The 16,705-nt window shown below is 59.9% G+C and carries 16 protein-coding genes; 4 read left to right on the top strand and 12 right to left on the bottom strand.

Annotated elements, in window-relative coordinates; translation table 11 throughout:
- Window positions 1–201: 201 nt before the first annotated feature.
- From ACYZT9_RS00235 to exbB, 6 genes are all read right to left on the bottom strand, one after another.
- Window positions 202–1,602 carry an aminoacyl-tRNA deacylase and HDOD domain-containing protein gene (locus tag ACYZT9_RS00235; protein WP_462008041.1) on the bottom strand — a complete coding sequence of 467 codons (1,401 nt, stop codon included), beginning with the start codon at window positions 1,600–1,602 and terminating at the stop codon, window positions 202–204.
- Between the two features lie 78 nt (window positions 1,603–1,680).
- Window positions 1,681–3,756: an ATP-dependent DNA helicase RecG gene (gene recG, locus ACYZT9_RS00230; protein WP_462008040.1), complete on the bottom strand. Its 2,076-nt coding sequence runs from the start codon at window positions 3,754–3,756 to the stop codon at window positions 1,681–1,683.
- Between the two features lie 9 nt (window positions 3,757–3,765).
- Window positions 3,766–4,695 carry a LysR substrate-binding domain-containing protein gene (locus ACYZT9_RS00225; RefSeq protein WP_462008039.1) on the bottom strand — a complete coding sequence of 310 codons (930 nt, stop codon included), beginning with the start codon at window positions 4,693–4,695 and terminating at the stop codon, window positions 3,766–3,768.
- A 277-nt stretch (window positions 4,696–4,972) separates the two neighbouring features.
- Window positions 4,973–5,722, bottom strand: coding sequence for an energy transducer TonB family protein (locus ACYZT9_RS00220; RefSeq protein ID WP_462008038.1), 750 nt, complete (start codon window positions 5,720–5,722; stop codon window positions 4,973–4,975).
- Complete coding sequence (gene exbD, locus ACYZT9_RS00215; RefSeq protein ID WP_462008037.1) at window positions 5,719–6,147, bottom strand: TonB system transport protein ExbD; 429 nt, start codon at window positions 6,145–6,147, stop codon at window positions 5,719–5,721. The genes ACYZT9_RS00220 and exbD overlap by 4 nt, the downstream gene beginning before the upstream one ends.
- Window positions 6,148–6,153: 6 nt before the next feature.
- Complete coding sequence (gene exbB, locus ACYZT9_RS00210) at window positions 6,154–7,146, bottom strand: tonB-system energizer ExbB (RefSeq protein WP_462008036.1); 993 nt, start codon at window positions 7,144–7,146, stop codon at window positions 6,154–6,156.
- A 188-nt stretch (window positions 7,147–7,334) separates the two neighbouring features.
- Here exbB and ACYZT9_RS00205 point away from each other — a divergent pair, with 188 nt between their 5' ends.
- On the top strand, window positions 7,335–8,195 hold the full coding sequence (locus tag ACYZT9_RS00205; protein ID WP_462008035.1) for an SDR family oxidoreductase: 861 nt from the start codon (window positions 7,335–7,337) through the stop codon (window positions 8,193–8,195).
- Window positions 8,196–8,336: 141 nt separating this feature from the next.
- On the opposite strand, the gene ACYZT9_RS00200 is transcribed toward ACYZT9_RS00205, so the two are convergent.
- From ACYZT9_RS00200 to ACYZT9_RS00175, 6 genes are all read right to left on the bottom strand, one after another.
- Window positions 8,337–9,077: a hypothetical protein gene (locus ACYZT9_RS00200; RefSeq protein WP_462008034.1), complete on the bottom strand. Its 741-nt coding sequence runs from the start codon at window positions 9,075–9,077 to the stop codon at window positions 8,337–8,339.
- A gap of 56 nt (window positions 9,078–9,133) precedes the next feature.
- Entirely contained in the window at window positions 9,134–9,514 is a 381-nt protein-coding gene (locus tag ACYZT9_RS00195) for a RidA family protein (protein ID WP_003229509.1), read from the bottom strand.
- A gap of 24 nt (window positions 9,515–9,538) precedes the next feature.
- The gene (gene spoT, locus ACYZT9_RS00190; RefSeq protein WP_462008033.1) at window positions 9,539–11,644 is read right to left on the bottom strand and encodes a bifunctional GTP diphosphokinase/guanosine-3',5'-bis pyrophosphate 3'-pyrophosphohydrolase; all 2,106 of its coding nucleotides are present in this window, start codon (window positions 11,642–11,644) and stop codon (window positions 9,539–9,541) included.
- Window positions 11,645–11,701: 57 nt separating this feature from the next.
- Window positions 11,702–11,965: a DNA-directed RNA polymerase subunit omega gene (rpoZ, locus tag ACYZT9_RS00185; protein ID WP_003177259.1), complete on the bottom strand. Its 264-nt coding sequence runs from the start codon at window positions 11,963–11,965 to the stop codon at window positions 11,702–11,704.
- 167 nt (window positions 11,966–12,132) lie between these two features.
- On the bottom strand, window positions 12,133–12,753 hold the full coding sequence (gene gmk, locus ACYZT9_RS00180) for a guanylate kinase (RefSeq protein ID WP_462008032.1): 621 nt from the start codon (window positions 12,751–12,753) through the stop codon (window positions 12,133–12,135).
- A 12-nt stretch (window positions 12,754–12,765) separates the two neighbouring features.
- On the bottom strand, window positions 12,766–13,629 hold the full coding sequence (locus tag ACYZT9_RS00175) for a YicC/YloC family endoribonuclease (protein ID WP_462008031.1): 864 nt from the start codon (window positions 13,627–13,629) through the stop codon (window positions 12,766–12,768).
- A 279-nt stretch (window positions 13,630–13,908) separates the two neighbouring features.
- Between ACYZT9_RS00175 and rph the strand changes: the two genes are divergently transcribed.
- The 3 genes from rph (at window position 13,909) to gltS (ending at window position 16,665) form a co-directional block, all read left to right on the top strand.
- Window positions 13,909–14,631 (top strand): ribonuclease PH, encoded by a 723-nt coding sequence (rph, locus tag ACYZT9_RS00170; protein ID WP_008030600.1) that lies wholly within the window; start codon window positions 13,909–13,911, stop codon window positions 14,629–14,631.
- 29 nt (window positions 14,632–14,660) lie between these two features.
- The gene (locus tag ACYZT9_RS00165) at window positions 14,661–15,029 is read left to right on the top strand and encodes a DUF4870 domain-containing protein (protein ID WP_462008030.1); all 369 of its coding nucleotides are present in this window, start codon (window positions 14,661–14,663) and stop codon (window positions 15,027–15,029) included.
- A 430-nt stretch (window positions 15,030–15,459) separates the two neighbouring features.
- The gene (gltS, locus tag ACYZT9_RS00160; RefSeq protein WP_462008029.1) at window positions 15,460–16,665 is read left to right on the top strand and encodes a sodium/glutamate symporter; all 1,206 of its coding nucleotides are present in this window, start codon (window positions 15,460–15,462) and stop codon (window positions 16,663–16,665) included.
- Window positions 16,666–16,705: the final 40 nt, after the last annotated feature.

Below are 16,705 nucleotides of genomic sequence, written 5' to 3'. Positions count from 1 at the left end.
GGTCCTGACACCTGAGACGGGGTTGGATCAGGCGTGCAGTGTTGGCTGGGTTTGCGACTGCTGCGCAGCCGAACGGGGATAAATCCCCTCGCCACACGGGGTGTGATGATTCAGTTGGACCGAGGTGGATTCTTCGCGGGCAAGCCTCGCTCCTACAGGGTTTCGTGATTCCTGTAGGAGCGAGGCTTGCCCGCGAAGCTTTTAGGCCTGAGTGAATTGCGAGGCGAGTTCGCGCAGTAGGACTTCGGCTTCGAGGACTTTGCTGACGACGTCGTTGGCTTTTTCGCGCGTCAGACCGACGCGTTCCAGCAGGGCGTCGGGGATGTCTTCATCCGGGCCGGAACCGATGCCGCGACTACGCAGCAGGCGTACGGACAGGCACACGAGGTTTGGATATTCAGCGTAAGCGCCGTCGTAGCTCGGGTCGTGCTGGAAGCGCAGTGCGGTGGCCAGTTCGTCCGGCATGTCCCAGTAGCGCATCAGCCATGAACCGATCTGTTCACGACTAATGCCCAGCAAATGTTGCTCGACGTAGCTGTGGCACAGGTGCGGGTTGACCTCCAGGTGGCGGCAGATCAGCGAGAAGTGCGGCGGGAACACGTGGGCCAGCAGCAAGTAGCCGAAGTTGTGCAGCAGGCCGGCGAGGTAGGTCAGGCCGGCTTCCGGGCGCTGGGCGCGCGGCATGGCGCGGGTCAGGCCTTCGATGACGGCGGCGGTGTAAATCGATTGCTGCCAGTACGGCGTGGTGTGTTGCGGATGGTCCTTGGGCAGGCTCAGGGTTTTGCCCAGGGCCAGGCCCAGCGCCAGGTTGATCACCAGGTCGAAACCCAGCACGCGGACGATGGCGTCTTCCACTGAACGAATCTTGCCCGGCGACGCGTAGTACGGCGATGCGGCCCAGCTCACGACTTGCGCGGCCAGGGCCGGGTCGGTTTCGACGACGCCGGTGATGTCGTCGATGGTGGCGTTGGGGTCGACGCGCAGTTTGATGATTTTCTGCGCGGTCTCGGCCAGCGGCGGAATTTCGATGGTGGCTTCCAGGCGTTGCTGGATGCGTCGCGCGGTGAACGCTTGAACGGCCTGGGTGATTTCCTCGCGGTCATCGTCGGGGCGGTCGAGGTTCGGGCGGATGCTGGTCAGGTTCTCACCGAAGTTGGCGGCGCTGGCCTTGGTCAGCATGGTTTTAAAGGCTTCGCTGGTGATTTCCAGCAGCACGCCCGGCTCGCCCGAGTTGATCAGCAACTTCGGCTCGCACAGCAGGCTTTCTTCGTACAGGCATGGTGAGCTGGGCAGCGCCGGCAGGCCGGGCAGCAGGCTCAGGCTGTGTTTGCCGAGCATTTTTTCCAGGCGGTCGGTGGGCACGGCGGTGAGGCGTCGGCCCGTCAGTTCGGCGAGGCGGTTGAGGTCGAGCAATTGGCTCTGCGGGAACAGCACCATCAGCGCGCCGACGGCGTCTTCGAGCAAAACTGCCTGCACTTTGCGCGAGGCGTTCAGGCCGTGGTGGTCGAGGACTTCTTCGCAGGCGATGCCCAGTTTGGTGAGCAGCACCCGAATAACAGACGGAGCGTGCGGGGTTTCGGGGACGAGGGCAGCTTCAGTCATGGTCTGTATCCGTATTCAAACAATTGCAGGAGTATAACCAGCTTGCCTGGGACGATGGTCCAGAAACTGCGGCGGTGCTCACACTTGGCCGTATTGCTGCCCATGGCGCAGCCAGCGGTCGAGCAGCGGGCTGACGTGATCCGGCCAGCGCTCCAGCAATGCCTGGGCGGCGTCGCGCACGGCGGGTAGAAGATCGGCGTCGCGCATCAGGTCGGCGACTTTGAATTGCAGCAGACCGGTCTGGCGCGTGCCGAGCATTTCGCCGGGGCCGCGCAGTTCGAGGTCTTTTTCGGCGATGACAAAACCGTCGTTGGTCTCGCGCATGATGCCCAAACGCTGACGGCCGATCTGTGACAGCGGCGGATGGTAGAGCAGCACGCAATGGCTGGCGGCGCTGCCTCGACCGACGCGGCCGCGCAACTGGTGCAACTGCGCGAGGCCGAGGCGCTCGGGGTTTTCGATGATCATCAGGCTGGCGTTCGGGACGTCGACGCCGACTTCGATCACGGTGGTGGCGACCAGCAGTTGCAGGTTGCCGGCCTTGAACTCGGCCATCACGGCGGCTTTTTCAACAGGCTTCATGCGACCGTGGATCAGCCCGACCTTCAACTCGCCGAGGGCGGCGGTGAGGTCTTCGTAAGTGGTTTCCGCCGCTTGGCAGGTCAGTTCTTCCGACTCTTCGATCAGCGTACACACCCAATAGGCCTGACGCCCTTCGGCGCAGGCACCGCGCACCCGTTCGATGACTTCGACGCGCCGGGTGTCGGTGACCAGCACCGTGTTCACCGGGGTTCGGCCGGGCGGTAGTTCGTCGAGGATCGAGGTGTCGAGGTCGGCGTAGGCGCTCATCGCCAATGTCCGTGGAATCGGCGTGGCGGTCATGATCAACTGATGCGGACATATCCGCCCGCCGACGCCTTTCTGGCGTAACGCCAGCCGCTGTTGCACGCCGAAACGGTGCTGTTCGTCGATGATTGCCAGTGCGAGATTCTTGAACTGCACTTCTTCCTGGAACAGCGCGTGAGTGCCGACCACCATCGGTGTGCCGCTGGCGATCTGTTCCAGCGCGGCCACGCGGTTCTTGCCTTTGAGCTTGCCGGCCAACCACGCGACTTCAATGCCCAGCGGTTCGAGCCAGCGCTTGAAGGTGATGAAGTGCTGTTCGGCGAGGATCTCGGTGGGCGCCATCAAGGCGACTTGATAACCCGCTTCCAAAGCCTGAAGCGCGGCGAGGGCAGCGACCACGGTTTTACCGGCGCCGACGTCGCCCTGAATCAAGCGCAGCATCGGTTCGTGCTGGCTGAGGTCGTAGGCGATTTCATTGCCGACGCGTTGTTGGGCGCCGGTCGGATTGAAGCCGAGATTGGCCAGGTATTGGGCCGGCAATCGGGTGGCTTTCGGCATCGCCGGCGCGCGCAGGGAACGCATGCTTTCGCGCAGGCGCTGCTGGGACAGTTGGTGGGTCAGCAGTTCTTCGAAAGCCAAACGGTGCTGCGCCCAGTGATGACCGAGGGCGAGTTCGTCGACATCGGCGTCGGCGGGCGGGTGATGCAGGTAGCGGATCGCATCGGCCAGCGGAGCGAGTTGATAGTCCCGCGCCAGTTCGGTCGGCAGCCAATCCGGCAGGCTGGTCGGGCCGAGCATCGTCAGGGTTTGCATGCACAACTGGCGCAGGCGTTGTTGGGTCAAACCTTCGGTGAGTGGGTACACCGGCGTCAGGGTTTCATCCACCGGCGGCGGCTCGTCGCCGGTGATGGCGCGGTACTCCGGGTGGTAGATCTCCAGCCCCGACGCACCGGGCCGCGCTTCGCCGTAGCAGCGAATCCGCGTGCCACGTTTGAGGCCTTCTTTCTGGGCATTGCTGAAGTGATAGAAGCGCAGGCTGAGCCCGCCGGTGCCGTCCTGCAAGCGCACGACCAGGCTGCGGCGGCGGCCCATCACCACATCAGCGCCGCTGACGGTGCCTTCGATCACCGCATCTTGCCCGGGTCGCAAATGGCCGATCGGGACCACGCGGGTGCGGTCCTGATAACGCAGCGGCAGATGAAACAGTACGTCCTGGAGATTCTCCAGGCCGACCTTGGCCAGTTTCTCGGCCATGGCTTCACCGACACCTTTGAGTGCCGTTACCGACACTTGCGACAATTCGGTCATGACAGCGACTTAAGCCGCAACCACCGGCACGGGCGGCTTGGCCACCGAGCACAGGCGAATGGAGTCGGCGAGGATTTCAATCGCCTTCGGACGCGGGAAGCTCGCGCGCCAGGCGATGGCCACGGTGCGGAACGGCACCGGCGCGGTCAGTGGGCGCACTTCGATCACGCCGGGGGCGTAGTGATGGCTGTCCACGGCCGACAGCGGCAGGATCGAAATCCCGAGACCCGAAGCGACCATGTGACGAATGGTTTCCAGCGAGCTGGACTCCACTGTGGTGTGCTTGGCGCCGTCGTTGCCTTTGGTCAGGGTCGGGCAGGCTTCCAGCACTTGATCGCGGAAGCAGTGGCCTTCGCCGAGCAGTAGCAGGCTCTTGTCGTTGAGCAGGGCGGCGTCGATGGATTCTTTTTGCGTCCACGGATGCTGGGCGGGCATCAGGACGTAGAAGGGCTCGTCGTAGAGCTGCAGGGTCAGGACGTCGGCTTCGTTGAACGGCAGGGCGATGATGATCGCGTCCAGCTCGCCGTTGCGCAGTTTGTCGCGCAGCACGTGGGTGAAGTTTTCTTCGATGTACAACGGCATCTGCGGGGCGACCCGGTGCAGTTGCGGAATCAGGTGCGGAAACAGGTACGGGCCAACGGTGTAGATCGCGCCGACTTTCAGTGGGGCGGTCAGCTGGTTCTTGCCGGCCTGGGCCAGTTCCCGAATGCCCTGGGCCTGTTCCAGGACTTTCTGTGCCTGAGCCACGATGCCTTCGCCGACCGGGGTCAGGCGCACGGCGCTCTTGCTGCGCTCGAAAATCAGCACACCGAGTTCGTCTTCAAGCTTTTTCACGCCGACCGACAGGGTCGGCTGACTGACGTGGCAACGCTCGGCCGCGTGGCCGAAGTGCTGCTCTTGGGCGAGGGTAACGATGTAGCGTAATTCTGTAAGAGTCATGGCGAACGTCCGTGAAGTTGCGAGCCAAGCATACCGGCTGCTATCGATAGACGCACGTTATCAGACTGAGTGTGTCGAGTGACACTGGGCAATGCGGGTTTGCCGCTGGCGGATAGGCGAAAGGCACCTTTCGGTGCCCTTAAAAGATCTCGTGGCTGCCACATAACCTGTAGGAGCCGAGCTTGCTCGCGATAACGATGTAACAGTCAACATTGATGCTGAATGTCAGGGCCTCATCGCGAGCAAGCTCGGCTCCTACAAGGGGTCTGCGTTTCCCTTAACGCCGGCGTTTTTCCAGCGAATAAACAAACGGTGCAACGATTTCGATGGAGCCGTTGTTCAGCATTTCCGCGGGTGGCTTGGGTAATGGTTGAGCCGTACGGATCATTTTCAGCGTGGCCCGGTCCAGGTCGGCGTTGCCGGAGCGGCCCACCAGTTCGAACGACAACACATTACCTTCAGCATCCACCACGAAGCGCAGACGGTTCACACCTACCTTGCCCCGCATCCGTGCAGCGTCGGGGTACTCTTTATGCTTGGCCAGGTGAGCAAGCAAATCACTTTGCCAGCTGGCCTTGGCCGCTTGCTGCGCGGGCGATGGGCCCGGTGCCGGTTGTGCGGATTTCTCTGTCGGTGCCTGGGTCGGTTGCGCGTCGCTCGGTTTTTCCTCGGACGGTTTTTCCTTCGGCGGCTCCGGCTTTTTCTCCACTGGCTTGGGCGGCTGAGGTTTCGGCTTGGGTTTGACCGGTTTCGGCACGGCAATCTCGGCGTTTGGCGCTTCAGCCAGTTTCGGGATCGGCAGTTCTTCCTTCGGAGCGGGTGGCTGTGGTGGCGTTATCACCTTCGGCGGTGCCGGCGGTGGAGGGGCCGGAACCGGTGCCAACTCGACCATCATTGCCTGCGGCGGCAGCTCGATCGGTGGGCGCGACTTCCAGTTCAGTGCCAGCGCAATGGCCAGCGCATGGACACCCAGCACCAGGGCCAGGCTCCCGCTGTAACGCGTCAGCTTATGGCGCGTCGTGATCATTTCTTGACTGCCGTCTCGAGTCCGACCAGACCCACCTTCAGGTAGCCCGCAGAGCGCAGGTTATCCATCACGCTCATCAGGTCACCGTAGTCCACGCCTTTATCAGCCTGGAAAAAGATCGTCGTGTCTTTTTTGCCCTGTGTCCTGGCGTCCAGAGTGGCGCCCAGTGCGTCGGGCTTCACTTCATCTTCGCCGAGGAACAGGCGCTGGTCCGCTTTCACGCTGAGAAACACCGGTTTCTCCGGCCGCGGCGCCGGTTTGGCAGTCGAGGCAGGCAGGTCAACCTTGATGTCCACGGTGGCCAACGGAGCAGCCACCATGAAGATGATCAACAGCACCAGCATCACGTCGATGAACGGCGTGACGTTGATTTCGTGGTTCTCGGCCAGATCGTCGTCTGCGCCTTCTCTCAAATGCAGGCCCATGGCCGATTACCCCACTTTCACCATGTGCGGATGCGAGCTGCGCTCAGGCTGGTGGTCCAGGTCGCGGCTGACCAGCAGCAGGACTTCTGCCGAAGCATCGGAAACCTGCGCCTTGTAACCGGCAATGGAACGGGCGAAGACGTTGTAGATCACAACGGCTGGAATCGCGGCAACCAGACCCAGCGCAGTGGCGAGCAGGGCTTCGGCGATGCCGGGAGCGACGACGGCGAGGTTGGTGGTCTGGGTTTTGGCGATGCCGATGAAGCTGTTCATGATGCCCCATACGGTACCGAACAGGCCGACGAACGGCGCGGTGGAGCCGATGGTAGCGAGTACGCCGGTGCCGCTGCTCATGTTGCGACCGCAGGCTGCAACCAGACGCTCCAGGCGGAAGGCAACACGTTCCTTGATACCCTCTTTCTCACGGCTGTTGGTCGACAGGTGCATTTCTTCCAGCGCGTCGTGCACCAGCAGGTTGGCAAGGGTGCCTGGCTTGGTCGCCGAGGCGCTGGCTTCCTTAAGGGTTTTGGCTTTCTTCAGGTGGACGATTTCGGTCCGCAGACGGCGCTTGGCGCCCATCAGCTCGAAGCCCTTGGCGATCCAGATGGTCCAGGTGATGATCGAGGCGATGGCCAGACCGATCATCACGATTTTCACGATAATATCGGCGTTCTTGTACATGCCCCATGGCGACAGGTCGTGGGCCATGCCCAGCGAGTTGTCCTCTTCTTGCGACTGGTTCATCTTCTTCGCCGCTTCGCCGAACTCGGCTAATGCTTTTTGTACTTCCGGAGGCAGGGACGAAGTATCGACACTGCCGTCAGGATTTCTCGGCACGTCAGGTGTTGCTTGGGCCAAAGGCTCATGGGCGACGGGTGCCGAGGCTTCATCAGCGAAGACAGCAATCGGTGCGAGCATCAGGGTAAGCAGCAGTGCGGCCACCGCGCTCCAGGCGCGAGGTCGTCTGGTTGGCGAAGCGAGGAATTGATTGCGTGTCATGCTGGCCGGACCTGAGAAAAAAAGAAGGTAAATGTTCTTCCAGGCCTCGAAGGCCGAGAACAAAAGTGATGGGCATTATTGCAAGTAATTCTTGTTAACAGAAGTAATAGAGTATCTTTTTTTCCTTCATTGCTAGCCGCTCGTCCATTGGCGGCGCTAGTCTGGGGCTTTCCGATAGGAGTTTTTTGATGTCCGCGCCTACTGTTTTGATCGCCGGCTGTGGTGATGTCGGCAGTCGTCTGGCCACACAATTGCTTGCTTCCGGGTGGGAGGTTCATGGCCTGCGCCGTGATGTTTCACGTTTGCCCAAGGGGGTAATCGGTGTTGCCGGCGACTTGTTCAACAAAGACTGTCCGCAAACCTGGCCGGTCGGTGCGGTGGATTACCTGGTGTATTGCGCGGCCGCCACCAATCACGATGAAGCCGGTTACCGTGCTGCGTATGTCCAGGGTCTGCAGCATGTGCTTGAGTGGCTGGACGACTACGGGCAGGTGCCCAATCGCCTGCTGTTCGTTTCCAGTAGTAGCGTTTACGGTCAGCAGGACGGTGAGTGGGTCGACGAAACCTCGCCCGCGGTGCCGGGCAGCGGTTATTCAGGGCGATTGATGCTAGAGGCCGAGCAAGTGGCCCTCGACAGCGGCATCCCGGCGAGCATCGTGCGTTTGACCGGCATCTACGGACCGGGTCGCGAATGGTTGTTGACGCAGGTTCGCCGCGGTTATCGCGTGGCGATTGATCCGCCGCTATATGGCAACCGAATTCACTCGGACGACGCGGCGGGGTTGATGGCGTTTTTGTTGGAGGCGGATCGGCGTGGTGTGGCGCTGGATGACGTTTATATCGGCGTCGACGACGCGCCTGCGCCGCTGGCCGAAGTGGTGGGCTGGTTGCGCGAGTATTTGGGCGTGACGGAATGGGCAGAAGATGCGAGCGTTCGGCGGACCGGCAGCAAGCAATGCAGCAATGCACGGGCGAAGGCCTTGGGCTGGACGCCGAAGTACCCAAGCTATCGTGAAGGTTATGCCGCCATTCTCGAAGGCCGCTGCTAACTCCCAGGCACCGCAAAACAACTGTGGGAGCGAGCTTGCTCGCGATGGCGGCCGGACAGTCAGCATAAATGTTGAATGTTAGGGCCTCATCGCGAGCAAGCTCGCTCCCACATTGGCTCTACAGTGGCCTTAAGACCGTGGTTACTGCTTCTCCAGCAACCACTTGCGCTCACCCGGCGTGAACGAAGGCATCTCGTCCGTCTGCGCGGTGTTCACGGCCTGCAGAATCTCCAGCTCCTTGCCCTTGCGCGCAAAGATCCAGGTGTTGCCCTGGCCGTTCTGTTGCAACCACATGTTGTCGTTGCCACTGCTCATCGACGCGCAATCGCCAGCCAGGCAAAGTGCATAGCGATCCGCACCCGGCAGGCCGGTCACCTGGCCGTCGGCCTGGAATTGCACCGTGCTGCCTTCGCCGGGGCCGCTGACAACTTTCCAGCGACCGCCCATGTAGGCCGAATAAAGCGCGCGTTCGAAGCTGGCGCCCATCGGTGCGCCGTCCGGAACGGGGATCAACGCGCGGTCGAAGACCTGTTCCGGTTCGTTTTCACTGACGGCCTGGCTCAGTTGCTTGCCGTCACGCTTCAGTTCGCTGGCGGAACTGCCATAGATGTCGACTTTCCAGGCGCCAGACTCTTCGCCCAGCAACTTGCCTTCGACATTCTCAAAACCGTTGGTGTAGCGGGCCTGACCGGCCTTGGTGTTGATGTCCCATTCCAGGTTCGGACCGTAGGCCTGGAGCGCTTCACGCAGAGGGCCGCCTTTGGATGCGGCATCGATCGCCACCTGATTGATCCAGGTGCCGCTGATATCACGGTCGGCAGGGTTGCTGGCACAACCGCCCAAGAGAAGGGCGACCAGCGAAAAAGCTAGCGCTTGGCGCATGGTGAAATCCTTTCAAAAACAAGACGGCGTAGCCTGTTAGGGTTACGCCGGACGCATTACTCGATGACCAGGATGGCATCCATTTCAACCTGCGAACCCTTTGGCAGGGCGGCTACACCGATGGCGGCGCGTGCAGGGTATGGCTGGTCAAAGTACTTGCCCATGATCTCGTTGACCTTAGCGAAGTGGCTCAGGTCGGTGAGGAAGATGTTCAGTTTGACGATGTCCTTGAACGAACCGCCAGCCGCTTCGGCCACGGCTTTCAGGTTTTCGAACACCTGGACGGTCTGGGCTTCGAAGCCTTCAACCAGTTCCATGGTTTTTGGGTCCAGAGGAATCTGCCCCGACATGTAAACGGTGTTACCCGCCTTGATCGCCTGGGAGTAAGTACCGATGGCGGCCGGGGCCTTGTCGCTGGTGATAACAGTCTTGGTCATGAATGACTCCTTGTAATAGGTGGCTTACGCGCGCATGCGAGTGATGCGAATCACCCCGGTCAGTGCGCGCAGTTTCTTGATCACGCGGGCCAGGTGTACGCGGTCGTGCACGCTGACCACCAGTTGGACCACGCTGATGCGACCATCGCGTTCGTCCATGCTGATTTTTTCGATATTGCCGTCGGCCGCGTTGACGCTGCTGGCCAGCAGCGCGATAAGGCCGCGTTGGTGTTCAAGCTCCACACGCAGCTCGACGTTGAATTCGCCGGTGACATCCTTGGCCCACGAGAGCTGGATGCATTTTTCCGGGTTATGGCGGATTTCGCTGATGTTGCGGCAGTTGTCCAGGTGCACGACCATGCCTTTGCCCGCCGACAGGTGCCCGACGATCGGGTCGCCCGGGATTGGCGTGCAGCATTTGGCGTAGCTCAAGACCAGGCCTTCGGTGCCGCGAATCGCCAGCGGGCCTTCCGCGCTTGGCAGTTGCTCGCCTTCGCCCAGCAGGCGGCGGGCGACTACATAAGCCATGCGATTGCCCAAGCCGATGTCTTCGAGCAGGTCTTCGATCAGTTCGAGGCGGTACTCGGCGAGCATCGCCTTGACGCGTTCGGCCGGGACTTTGTCCAGGGCGCTGTCGAAACCGTTGAGGACCTTGTTCAGCAGGCGTTCGCCCAGGCTTATGGACTCGGACCGACGTTGCAGCTTCAGCGCGTGGCGGATATGCGTCCGCGCCTTGCCGGTGACCACGAAGTTGAGCCACGCCGGGTTCGGTCGCGCGCCGGGAGCGCTGACGATCTCGACCGTGGAGCCGCTTTGCAGCGGTTCGGACAGCGGCGCGAGACGACGATTGATCCGACAGGCAATGCAGCTATTGCCCACGTCGGTATGCACCGCGTAAGCGAAGTCGACCGCCGTGGAGCCTTTGGGCAGCTCCATGATCCGGCCTTTGGGCGTGAACACGTAGACTTCGTCCGGGAACAGGTCGATCTTCACGCTCTCGATGAATTCCAGCGAGTTGCCGGCGCGTTGCTGCATTTCCAGCACACCTTTGACCCATTGGCGGGCGCGGGCGTGAGTGCCTTTGGGCTGCTCGTCGCCACTGGATTTGTACAGCCAGTGGGCGGCGATGCCGTTGTTGGCCATCTCTTCCATTTCACGGGTGCGGATCTGGATCTCGATCGGAACACCGTGCATGCCGAACAGCGTGGTGTGCAGCGACTGATAGCCGTTGGCTTTGGGGATCGCGATGTAATCCTTGAAGCGACCCGGCAACGGTTTGTACAAGTTATGCACAGCACCGAGCACGCGGTAGCAGGTATCGACCTTGTCGACGATGATCCGGAACGCGTAGACGTCCATGATCTCGTTGAAGGCTCGACGTTTGCCGCGCATTTTCTTGTAGATGCCGTAGAGGTGTTTCTGGCGACCGCTGACCTCACCCTGAATGCCATCGATCGCCAGGCAGTGGCTGAGGGATTCTTCGATCTTGTTGACGATTTCCTTGCGGTTGCCCCGGGCGCGTTTGACCGCCTGGTTGATCCGTGCGGAACGCATCGGGTGCATCGCCTTGAAGCCGAGGTCCTCGAATTCTATGCGGATGGCGTGCATGCCCAGCCGATTGGCGATGGGCGCATAGATTTCCAGGGTTTCCTTGGCGATTCGCCGCCGCTTTTCACCGGACAGGACTTCCAGCGTGCGCATGTTGTGCAGGCGATCGGCGAGTTTGACCAGGATCACGCGAATGTCGCGCGCCATGGCCATGGCCATTTTCTGGAAGTTTTCGGCCTGGGCTTCGGCTTTGGTTTCGAAGTTCATCTGGGTCAGCTTGCTGACGCCATCGACCAGTTCGGCCACGGTTTCGCCGAACTGCGCTTGCAGCGCTTCCTTGGCAATACCGGTGTCTTCGATCACATCATGCAGCATCGCAGCCATCAAACTCTGATGGTCCATGTGCATATCGGCAAGAATGTTCGCCACGGCAAGAGGATGCGTGACGTACGCCTCACCGCTACGGCGGCGTTGGCCATCGTGGGCTTGTTCGGCGTAGAAGTACGCTCGGCGGACCAAATTGACCTGGTCCTTGCCAAGGTAGGCCGATAAGCGATCGGCGAGGGCGTCTATGCTCGGCATGATGACTCCTGCCGTTCGCTGTGACCCCGCGCCGTGCTACGTCGACCAGGCATAGGCTTAGACGGCCTCGTTGGACTCGTCCTCGAACGCTGCGAACAGCGGTTCGTCTTCGACGATTTCTGCGTTGGCGATGAACTCGTAGCTCATCAGGCCTTCGGCAATTTCACGCAGGGCTACAACGGTAGGCTTGTCGTTTTCCCACTGAACCAGGGGCTCTTTGCCGCCGGTGGCCAGTTGACGGGCACGCTTGGTAGAGAGCATGACCAGCTCAAAGCGGTTTTCCACGTGTTCTAGGCAGTCTTCAACGGTTACGCGGGCCATGGTATTCCTCGGAGCGAATGCAAAATGCGCGCTGCCCGGTTGGGCGAGCGGACTCGACAGTTTAAAAAATCACCAGCGATTAGGGAAGCGCTGATTTTTTGACCAAGCCCTTCAACGCGCTGCAAGTGCCAATGTAAAGCCCTTGCAGCGGTTTTGGGAAGAGCTGTTTAGCCGAGTAATTCAGCCAAAAGTTTGCCATTGCGCTGCTGTTGACGCTTCTGATGCAGCTGATTGGCGCGGAAAATCGCCTGCAAATCGCGCAGTGCCTGGGAGAAATCGTCGTTGATGATCAGATAGTCATAGTCGACGTAGTGACTCATCTCGCTGACGGCTTCGCGCATCCGGCCGTCAATGATCTCGTCGCTGTCCTGGCCGCGATTGGTCAGGCGCTGGTGCAAGGCCTGCAGGGACGGCGGCAGGATGAAGATCGAGCGGGCTTGAGGCATCAGCTTGCGCACCTGCTCGGCTCCCTGCCAGTCGATTTCCAGAATCAGGTCGTGGCCTTCATCCAGGGTCTGCTGCAGGTGGCTTTGCGAAGTGCCGTAGAGGTTGCCGAACACTTCTGCGCGCTCGAGGAAATCGCCGTGCTCGATCATCTTCACGAAATCGCCGCGTTCGACGAAGTGATAGTTCACGCCGTTCACTTCACCGGGGCGCATCGCTCGGGTGGTGTGGGAAACCGAGACGCGGATCTCCGGATCAGCGTCGGTCAGGGCCTTGACCAGGCTGCTCTTGCCCGCGCCCGAAGGTGCGGAAATGATGTACAGGGTGCCGGTGCTGTGGGTCATGTCGGGTTTGCCTTACTCAATATTCTGCACTTGTTCGCGCATTTGCTCGATCAACACCTTGAGGTTGACCGCTGCTTGGGTGCTGCGCGGGTCGAAGGCTTTGGAGCCCAGTGTGTTGGCTTCGCGGTTGAGTTCCTGCATCAGGAAGTCGAGGCGCCGGCCGGCAGCGCCGCCGGATTTGAGCACCCGGCGAACTTCGATGATGTGAGTGCTCAGGCGATCCAGTTCTTCGGCGACGTCGCTCTTTTGAGCGAGCATGACCATTTCCTGTTCCAGACGCTGTGGGTCCATCTCGGCTTTCATGTCGGCGAAGCGGTCGAGGACTTTCTGGCGCTGGGTGGCAAGCATCTGCGGGACCAGTTCACGCAAGGTCACCACGTCTTCTTCAATGGAGGTCAGGCGATCGTTGATCAATCGAGCCAGCTCCGCGCCTTCGCGTTCGCGGCCCGCCTTGAGTTCTTTGAGGCCTTCGTTGAACAGCGCCAGCGCTTCGGCATTCAAGGCTTGCGGGTCGGTGGCATCGCCTACCAGTACGCCAGGCCAGGCCAGGACTTCCAGTGGGTTCAGCGCCGCCGGATTCTTGATCAGGCTGGCGATGGTCTCGGCGGCGGCAACCAGTTGCGCGGCACGCTCGCGATCCATTTGCAGGGGTTTATCAGTGTTTTCTTCGGTGAAGCGCAGAGTGCATTCGAGTTTGCCTCGGGAGATGCCTTGACGCAGCACTTCGCGGACCGCGCCTTCGAGGTCGCGAAACGACTCCGGCAGGCGCAAGTGCGGTTCCAGGTAGCGGCTGTTGACCGAGCGCAGTTCCCAGCTCAGGGTGCCTTGGGCGCCGGCTTTTTCGACGCGGGCGAAGGCGGTCATGCTGTGCACCATGGAGGTACCTCGAAATTCAGGTTTGCGTTACCAAAGGTTTCGCGAGCCCGATATCTGTGAATTAAAGCCGACAGGCAGCAAAGGCGCAGGATTGTAGCGCAGTGGGGCGGATGCGCCCAAACACACGGTGTGACAAAGGGCGGCAGGCCGTCGGTAAAGCCCTGTTCTAAGCTCAAGCCAGAGCCTTCAATCGTCGGGCGGATTTTTTAGAAGTGCCCAGGCTCGGCGCGCGGCTCTATAATGCTCGGCAGTTTTCCGTCCTCCGTACAGGTATTCCCTATGAAACGTCCAAGTGGTCGCGCTGCCGATCAGCTCCGCTCGATCCGCATTACCCGCAACTACACCAAACACGCCGAGGGATCTGTACTGGTCGAGTTTGGTGATACCAAAGTCATCTGCACCGTCAGCGTTGAAAACGGTGTACCGCGTTTCCTTAAAGGTCAGGGCCAGGGCTGGTTGACGGCCGAGTACGGCATGCTGCCGCGCGCCACCGGCGAGCGTAACCAGCGTGAAGCGAGCCGCGGCAAGCAAGGCGGTCGCACTCTGGAAATCCAGCGTCTGATCGGTCGTTCACTGCGTGCTTCGCTGGACATGTCCAAGCTCGGCGACGTCACCCTGTACGTTGACTGCGACGTGATCCAGGCGGACGGCGGTACCCGCACCGCGTCCATCACCGGCGCCATGGTTGCGCTGGTCGACGCCTTGAAAGTGATCAAGAAGCGCGGCGGCCTGAAAGGCGGCGACCCGCTCAAGCAAATGATCGCGGCCGTTTCGGTTGGCATGTATCAGGGCGAGCCTGTGCTCGACCTCGACTACCTGGAAGATTCGGCCGCCGAGACTGACCTTAACGTGGTGATGACCAGCACCGGCGGCTTCATCGAAGTCCAGGGCACTGCCGAAGGCGCGCCGTTCCAGCCTGAAGAGTTGACCGCCATGCTTGAATTGGCAAAGAAAGGCATGACCGAGATTTTCGAACTGCAAAAGGCTGCGCTGGCCGACTGATCAGACTCGCTCCAGACAAGGAGGACGTTATGAGTGACGAGCAAGAGTTGCTTCCCGCCCCGAGCAAAGAAGTTCGGCAATGGGCGATGTTTTGTCACCTGTCCGCCTTGCTGGGGATCTGGATTCCGTTCGGCACGCTGATCGGCCCACTGATTCTGTGGCAGATGAAGCGTGAGATGGACCCGTTTGTGGATGCGCAGGGCAAGGAGGCGCTGAACTTTCAGATCACCGTCGCCATTGCCTCCGCCATCTGCTTCTTGCTGATGGTGGTGATCGTCGGGTTTTTCCTGTTGGGTCTGGTGGCGATTGGTGCGCTGGTGCTGACGATCATTGCGGGGGTAAAGGCGAACGAAGGTTTCCCGTATCGCTATCCGTTTACCTGGCGGTTAATCAAATAACGATCACCGCGGGCTTCCTTTACAGGAGCGAGCAGGCTTGCTTCTACTTTGGGAAGCGATAGCTATGAACAATGCAGTTCACCACGCTTTTAAGCCAATGCCCTGACGTATCGGGGCATTTGCTTTTTTAAACAAGATTCCCAAAAGTTACCATTAGCGATACCCAGTTGCCGCAGGTATTGCAGCGCACTATCGCTCTTACACTTCTAGTCACAACTGCTTCGCTTCAACACCGCCTATGTGCTTGGCAATGAGACTTCGTGGTTGATAAAGTTGCCCCAAGTAATATTCCTTCAGAAATATTTCGATATATTCAGACCATTGAAGGTCCTTGAATTTAAAGCAAGTCAGTGTTGAGAAGATCAGCATGTTCAAGAGGCGTGTCCAGGTAAAAAGTTCGCCCCTGAATATATATCAAAGAATAATCCCAATGGTTCAGCTCGATTTTTATGGAACACTTGTGGCCGCCTCTTTAGTACTGTTACTGGGGCGCGGGCTAGTTACACGAGTCGGTTTTTTACGCAGTTACAATATCCCTGAGCCTGTCGCAGGTGGCCTGGTGATTGCTCTGCTTCTCCTGGCTTTGCGGGGACTTGATATTGAAGTCAGATTTGACACCTCACTGCAAACTCCCTTGATGCTGGCTTTTTTTGCCACCATCGGCTTGAGTGCAGACTTCGCCAGCCTGAAGAAAGGTGGGCGCGTAGTTGGGATCTTTGTAATGGCGGTCACCACGCTATTGGTCGTCCAGAATGCCATGGGCATCGCGCTCGCAAAAACGTTGGGACTCGATCCTTTGATGGGTCTGCTGACAGGCTCCATTACCTTGGCGGGCGGTCACGGTACAGGCGCTGCGTGGGGAACGGTGTTCAGTGAGAAGTATGGTCTGGCTTCTGCCTCTGAGCTCGCAATGGCCTCCGCGACATTTGGCCTGGTGTTGGGCGGCTTGATTGGGGGGCCGGTCGCTCGTCTGCTCATCAAGCGTGTTCAGGTGCCCGGAATTACGCAAGAAAAGCCACGACTGCCAAAGGGCTTTGAGCAACCGAACAAAGAGCGCTCGATCACGCCATTTTCGTTTATCGAGACACTCGCTCTGATTGCGGTCAGCTTGCTGGTTGGTTCTCTCCTGAATGTTCTGCTCAAAGGAACCGCATTTGAGCTGCCGGCGTTCGTTTGCGTCTTGTTCGTGGGTGTGGTTTTACGCAACGGACTTTCCGCTTTTGGCCTCTATCAGGTGTTTGAGCGTGAAGTCTCCGTACTGGGGAATGTCAGCCTGTCGCTGTTTCTGGCGATCGCTCTGATGTCGCTCAAACTGTGGGATCTGGCAGCACTGGCTTTGCCCATCTTTATCATTCTGGCTGCGCAAGCGTTGGTCATGGCACTGTTTGCTATTTTCGTGACATTCAGAATGATGGGGAGTAACTACGATGCGGCAGTACTGGCGGCGGGGCACTGCGGTTTCGGACTGGGTGCAACGCCAACTGCGATTGCGAACATGCAAGCGGTGACCCAGCGTTACGGGCCTTCGCAAATAGCGTTCCTGGTGGTGCCAATGGTGGGGGCTTTCTTCATCGACATCATTAATGTCATCGTGATCAAGTTGTACCTCGCGCTGCCGCTTTTCGCTGCTGGTTGAAGTTTCTCGGGACGGCTACAGCCTTGAAAGGGGCGCATAA

It is taken from the genome of Pseudomonas sp. ZT5P21, assembly GCF_054897785.1.
Note: the sequence above shows the minus strand (reverse complement) of the source record. Positions and strands in the feature narration are given on the sequence as shown.